This is a genomic window from Ruegeria sp. BHSA118, from assembly GCF_059613405.1.
This window is the reverse complement of the sequence record NZ_JBXWSM010000051.1, coordinates 23,483-29,664: the sequence shown is the minus strand read 5'-3', so window position 1 is coordinate 29,664 and position 6,182 is coordinate 23,483. Positions and strand designations below refer to the sequence as shown.

The following is a 6,182-nucleotide window of genomic DNA, read 5'->3' as shown; positions in this document are numbered from 1 at the left end:
CAGAAATATTCAGGGTATGGCATCACCTTCATGCCGAACCCGCCGCCCACATCCGGGGTCGTGACACGTATGTCGTCCGCATCAAGCTTCAGCTTTTGAACCATTTGCGCCTTCATGGCCCAAACGCCCTGCCCGCCGTAAGAGAAATGCAGGCGCCCCTCGGACCAGTTTGCCTGACATCCGCGCGGTTCCAGCGAGCTTATGATGACCCGGTTGTCCTGCACGTTCAGCGACACGGTATGAGCTGCGTCCTGAAAAGCGGCCTCGGTCGCGGCCTCATCACCCAGCCCCCAATCAAAAGCCCGGTTGTCGGGGGCTTCGGGGTGCAGAATTTCACCGCCTGCCTTCACGTCCAGCTTGGCAGGGCGCTCTTCCGTGTCCATCCAAATCAACTCGACCGCGTCCTGCGCTTGTGCCAGCGTATCCGCGATAACAACCGCCACCGGCTCGCCGACAAAGCGCACGCGGTCCTTGGCCAGCATGTGCCGCTCCGGAGCCGCGGCCTTCGATCCATCGCGGTTTTGTAAAACGGCGGCGTTTAGCACCGTGTCGATGCCTGATGAGGCCAGATCGTCCAGCGTCATGACCAGCCGAACGCCGTCGGCAGAGCGCGCATCCTCAAGATCCAAACTTGTAATTTCCCCATGGGCAACCGGGCTGCGGAAGAAGGCAGCAAACAGCGCATTTTCAGGCACCGCATCATCCATGTAACGCCCCTGCCCGGTCAGGAACCGTTGATCCTCGGTCCGTTTCACCGGCTGGCTTCTGCCGAACTTTTCCATGGGTGGCCCTCCTGCGCGATCACAGAGGCGAGCCTAGCCCGCGACCCGGCGATGTCCAGCGGGGCTCACGGAAATTCGTTTGCGCGCAAAGGATGTTCGGCTAGCCTTGGGCCATGAGCTGGACGCATGATACCGTTTTTCCCTTCTCTGCCCCGATGACCAGCGGGCAGTCGACCACACATGACGTTTATACCGGCGGTGAAGGCCCACCGATTCTGATCCTTCAGGAACTGCCCGGGATCGGACCCGAAACGCTGGCGTTGTCCGCCAAGCTCAATGCATCCGGCTTTCGCGTCTACCTGCCTCATTTGTTTGGAACCTATGGCAAGGTTGAAATGGCCAAGAACATGGCCCGGTTGTTCTGCGTGCGGCGCGAGTTCAACATTTTCGCCCGTGGCAGGCAGAGCCCCATTGCAGGATGGATGCGCGCCCTGACCCGTGAGATCAAGCAACGCGAAAACAGCGCCGGTGTGGGCGTCATCGGCATGTGCCTGACCGGCAGTTTCGCCCTGACCCTCATGGCCGAAGACGCCGTTCTGGGCGGGGTAGCCAGCCAACCTGCGCTACCGATCCTCGGGGGCCGCCATCTGCATATGAGCGCTGAAGACATCGGCGCGGCCTCTGCGGGTATGGCCGCGAAAGGCCCCGGTCTGGCGATGCGGTATTCCGAAGACAAGCTTGCACCAAAGAAACTGATGCGGGCGCTTGAACAGGCATTCGGCAATCTGCTGGAAACCGTCGAATATCCCGGCAAGGATCATTCGCTGCTGACGCTGGATTTTCATGATCCCGCCTATCAACGCGTTGACGCCTATTTCAAAGCGCGCTTTGGCATGGCTTAGGCGCAGTAGGCCTTCCCCTTGCCGCGCGCATTCGCTATTGCAGGCGCTGACCCGAATTTGTTGACGCAGGACGCATCCCATGGCGATGGAAAAGACATTCAACGCGGCCGAGGCCGAGGCCCGTATCTACAAGGCCTGGGAACAGGCCGGAGCCTTCAAGGCAGGCGCGAACCGTTCGCGCGAGGAAAGCTTTACCATCATGATCCCGCCGCCCAACGTGACGGGCGCGCTGCATGTGGGCCATGCATTCAACAACACCCTTCAGGACATCCTGATCCGCTGGCACCGGATGCGTGGCTTTGACACGCTGTGGCAGCCCGGGCAGGACCACGCCGGCATAGCAACCCAGATGCAGGTCGAAAAGATGCTGGCCGCCACGCAACAACCCAGCCGCAACGAATTGGGTCGCGAAAAGTTTCTGGAGAAAGTCTGGGAATGGAAGGGGGAATACGGCGGCACCATCATCGAGCAGCTGAAACGCCTCGGCTCCTCCTGCGACTGGTCGCGCAACGCCTTCACCATGGCCGGCGCGGCAGGTGACCCGCGCACGGGCCACGAAAACAGCCCCAACTTCCACGACGCGGTCATCAAGGTTTTTGTCGACATGTACGACAAGGGCCTGATCTATCGCGGCAAGCGGCTGGTCAACTGGGACCCGCATTTCGAAACCGCAATTTCGGACCTCGAGGTCGAGAATATCGAGGTTGCCGGGCATATGTGGCACTTCAAGTACCCTTTGGCGGGCGGTGAGACATATGAGTATTTGGAAAAAGATGAAGATGGGAATGTGATCTTCCGCGAGGAGCGGGATTATATTTCCATCGCCACGACCCGCCCCGAGACCATGCTGGGCGACGGCGCGGTAGCGGTGCACCCCTCGGACGAACGCTATGCGCCAATCGTCGGCAAGCTGTGCGAAATCCCGGTTGGACCGAAAGAGCATCGCCGACAGATCCCGATCATCACTGACGACTACCCCGACCCCGATTTCGGCTCGGGCGCGGTGAAGATCACCGGTGCGCATGACTTCAACGACAACATGGTCGCCAAACGCGGCGGCATTCCGATGTACCGCCTGATGGACACCAAGGGCGCGATGCGGGCCGATGGGCCCCCTTATGCCGAAGAGGCAGGCAAGGCGCAGGACTTTGCGCGAGGGCGCGCGTTCACCGAGAACGAAATCGACGCGATCAATCTGGTGCCGGATCATCTGCGCGGCCTCGACCGGTTCGAAGCCCGGGCCAAGGTGGTGGAAGAGATCACGGCGGACGGTCTGGCCGTGATGACCCGCGCAGATGATCCGCGTCTGGGTTCGACCGCTCTGAAGCCCGACCACGAAGGTGCCGACAAGCTGGTGCCGCTGGTCGAGAGCAAACCAATCATGCAGCCCTTTGGCGACCGCTCGAAGGTGGTGATCGAGCCGATGTTCACCGACCAATGGTTCGTCGACGCTGCCAAAGTCGTCGGCCCCGCGCTGGATGCGGTCAAGGACGGCACGGTCAAGATCATCCCCGAGTCGGGCGAGAAAACCTATTACCACTGGCTGGAAAACATCGAGCCATGGTGCATCTCGCGCCAGCTGTGGTGGGGACATCAGATTCCGGTTTGGTATGGTCTCGATCTATCGGCTGAGAACTTCAAAGATGACGAAAACGACGGTGACCTTGATCTGGTCGAATTGGGTCGTTTGCTCAACGAAGGCGGCATGCTGCATCGTGGCAATGTCATGGAATGCGCCGCGAACCTTGAGGCCGTCACGGAAAAATTCCTGGACGACAACGCAAACATTCCCAGTCCGCTGAGCCACGCGACGGTCATCGAAGTCGCCGACAAGCAGGAAGCGATCCATCAATTCGCCGAAAGCCTTGCTCAGTATGCGGTCGAACAGGACCCGACCAAGCTGGTTTATCCGGTCTGGCGCGACCCCGACGTCCTCGACACCTGGTTCTCGTCCGGCCTCTGGCCCATCGGCACGCTGGGCTGGCCCGAGCGGACCGAGGAACTGGAACGCTACTTCCCCACGGACGTTCTGATCACCGGCTTCGACATCCTGTTCTTCTGGGTCGCCCGGATGATGATGATGCAACTGGCCGTGGTCGATCAGATCCCGTTCCACACTGTCTACCTGCACCAGCTCGTCCGCGACGAGAAGGGCAAGAAGATGTCCAAAACCACCGGCAACGTCATCGACCCGCTGGAGATCGTGGACGAATTCGGTGCCGACGCGCTGCGCTTTACCAACGCCTCGATGGCGGCGATTGGCGGCGTGCTGAAACTGTCGCGTGAACGCGTCACCGGCTATCGCAACTTCGGCACCAAGCTTTGGAACGCCGTCCGCTTTGCCGAGATGAACGAAGTCTTCAACGACGCTGTTCCACAACTGGACGTGGCCGACCTGAAACCCAAGGCAGCCGTGAACCGATGGATCATCGGCGAAACCACCCGTGTGCGGGAAGAGGTCGACGCGGCGCTGGAAAGCTATCGCTTCAACGACGCCGCCAACGGGCTCTACGCCTTTGTCTGGGGCAAGGTCTGCGACTGGTATGTGGAGCTATCGAAACCTCTGCTGCAAGGCGACGACGCCGAAGCACAAGCCGAAACCCGCGCCACCATGCGCTGGGTTCTGGACCAGTGCATGATCCTGCTGCACCCGATCATGCCCTTCATCACCGAGGAACTCTGGGGCCTGACCGGCACCCGCGCGAAAATGATCGTCCACGCCGACTGGCCGACCTATGCCGCCGCCGATCTGGTCGATGCCGACGCGGATCGCGAAATGAACTGGGTGATCTCGGTGATCGAAAACACCCGCTCGGCCCGTGCGCAGATGCGCGTTCCGGCCGGTCTGTACGTGCCGATGCTGGTGACCGAGATCGACGCCCACGGCCAGGCCGCATGGGACCGGAACGAGGCGCTGATCAAACGTCTGGCCCGGATCGACAGCCTCACCAAGGCCGACACGCTGCCCAAGGGTACCATCTCGATCGCGGCACCCGGAGCGTCCTTTGGCCTGCCGTTGGCGGATATCATCGACATCGGCGCGGAAAAGGAACGGCTGGAAAAGGCCAAGGGCAAGCTGGCCAAGGAACTTGGTGGCCTGCGCGGCCGTCTGAACAACCCGAAATTCGTGGCCTCAGCCCCCGCAGAGGTCGTGGAAGAGGCCAAAGCCAACCTCGCCGCCCGCGAAGAGGAAGAGGCGAAACTGAACGAGGCGCTTGCTCGACTGACCGAAATCGCCTGATCTTCATCTTTTCCCAAATACTCAAATCCAGAACCCCGCTGCGGCCACAACGGCGGGGTTTTCTTTTGCACGTTCAGACCTTGCCCGACCCTGCCCCAGCTTGTTAGCAATCAGCGAACACATTTCCCCGAGGCCGTCATGACGCACAAAGCCCCACCGTTCCAGACAGTCTCGACCGGGCTGGTTGTGGCAATCGTTGGCTTCTTCAGCTCTTTCCCGATTGTATTGCAAGGGTTGGCGGCGATGGGCGCTTCCCCGGCGCAGGCGGCGTCCGGATTGATGATGGCGGCCATTGCCATGGGCCTGACCGCCATCGTGCTAAGCCTGTGGTACCGACAGCCGATCAGCGTGGCCTGGTCCACGCCGGGTGCGGCCCTGCTGGCGGTTTCCGCCACACCTGAACTTGGGTTTGCCGAGGCGACGGGCGCGTTCCTTTGTGCAGGGGCTTTGACCGTGTTGGCAGGGCTGTGGCGACCATTGGGGCGAATGGCTGCGGCGATTCCGTCGACCTTGGCGCAGGCCATGTTGGGGGGCGTGTTGCTGCCGCTTTGCATACTGCCCTTTCAGGCAGCGGTTGACCTGCCATGGCAAGCCTTGCCGGTGATCCTGACATGGTTCATCGCCGGCCGGGTCAACCGCCTGTTTGCCGTTCCGGCTGCGGTTGTAGCAGCGGCAGCCGTCGTGGTTCTGAACGCCGGGGACGCGTCGCTGACGCCGACGCAATGGATCGCGGCTCCGGTCTGGACCACGCCCAGCTTCTCTGTGGCTTCGGTCATCGGGATTGCCGTGCCGCTGTTCATCGTCACGATGGCGACCCAGAACATCCCCGGCATCGCGGTGATCCGCAGCTTTGGCTATGCGCCGCAGACAGGTAAACTGTTCTCGTCCGTGGGTGTGTCCAGTATCTTGTCCTCTCCATTCGGTGCCCCCGCCACCTGCCTTGCGGCGATCACCGCTGCGATGTGCGCGAACGAGGACAGTCACCCCGACCCCGCGCAACGCTATTGGTCTGCCGTGATGGGCGGATTGTTCTATTGCCTGTTCGGGGTGTTCGCCGTGGCGATTACCGGGTTCGCCGTTCATGCCGATCCACTGTTGATGGGCACGCTGACCGGTGTCGCGCTGATCGGGGTAATGGCCAATGCCACTTCCGCCGCGCTGGAAGTTCCGGCCGAGCGCGAAGCGGCCATCCTGACCTTTGCCATCACTGCATCCGGCATTACCGCGTTTGGACTTGGTGCGGCCGTCTGGGGCTTGCTGGCAGGCGGGATGGCCTATCTTGTGAAACAACGCTTTCGGTAAAACGGGTTCAAACTG

General features: G+C 61.3%; 4 protein-coding genes. 3 read left to right on the top strand and 1 reads right to left on the bottom strand.

The window, feature by feature from the left end; genetic code table 11:
* A partial coding sequence (locus tag AC2FNN_RS15240) for a xanthine dehydrogenase family protein molybdopterin-binding subunit (RefSeq protein ID WP_496759368.1) occupies positions 1 to 782 on the bottom strand: 782 nt, incomplete at its 3' end.
* Between the two features lie 113 nt (positions 783 to 895).
* Here AC2FNN_RS15240 and AC2FNN_RS15235 point away from each other — a divergent pair.
* The 3 genes from AC2FNN_RS15235 to AC2FNN_RS15225 all read left to right on the top strand — a co-directional run bounded on the left by AC2FNN_RS15235 (position 896) and on the right by AC2FNN_RS15225 (position 6,167).
* On the top strand, positions 896 to 1,624 hold the full coding sequence (locus AC2FNN_RS15235; protein ID WP_496759367.1) for a dienelactone hydrolase family protein: 729 nt from the start codon (positions 896 to 898) through the stop codon (positions 1,622 to 1,624).
* 79 nt (positions 1,625 to 1,703) lie between these two features.
* Positions 1,704 to 4,865, top strand: a complete 3,162-nt coding sequence (locus AC2FNN_RS15230) for a valine--tRNA ligase (protein WP_496759366.1) — start codon at positions 1,704 to 1,706, stop codon at positions 4,863 to 4,865.
* Positions 4,866 to 5,003: 138 nt separating this feature from the next.
* Positions 5,004 to 6,167 carry a benzoate/H(+) symporter BenE family transporter gene (locus AC2FNN_RS15225; protein ID WP_496759365.1) on the top strand — a complete coding sequence of 388 codons (1,164 nt, stop codon included), beginning with the start codon at positions 5,004 to 5,006 and terminating at the stop codon, positions 6,165 to 6,167.
* Positions 6,168 to 6,182: the final 15 nt, after the last annotated feature.

Excerpts from the sequence above, each read along its gene's own strand:
- AC2FNN_RS15235 (WP_496759367.1), top strand. The coding sequence starts at position 896 with ATGAGCTGGACGCATGATACCGTTTTTCCCTTCTCTGCCCCGATGACC.
- AC2FNN_RS15230 (WP_496759366.1), top strand. The coding sequence starts at position 1,704 with ATGGCGATGGAAAAGACATTCAACGCGGCCGAGGCCGAGGCCCGTATC.
- AC2FNN_RS15225 (WP_496759365.1), top strand. The coding sequence starts at position 5,004 with ATGACGCACAAAGCCCCACCGTTCCAGACAGTCTCGACCGGGCTGGTT.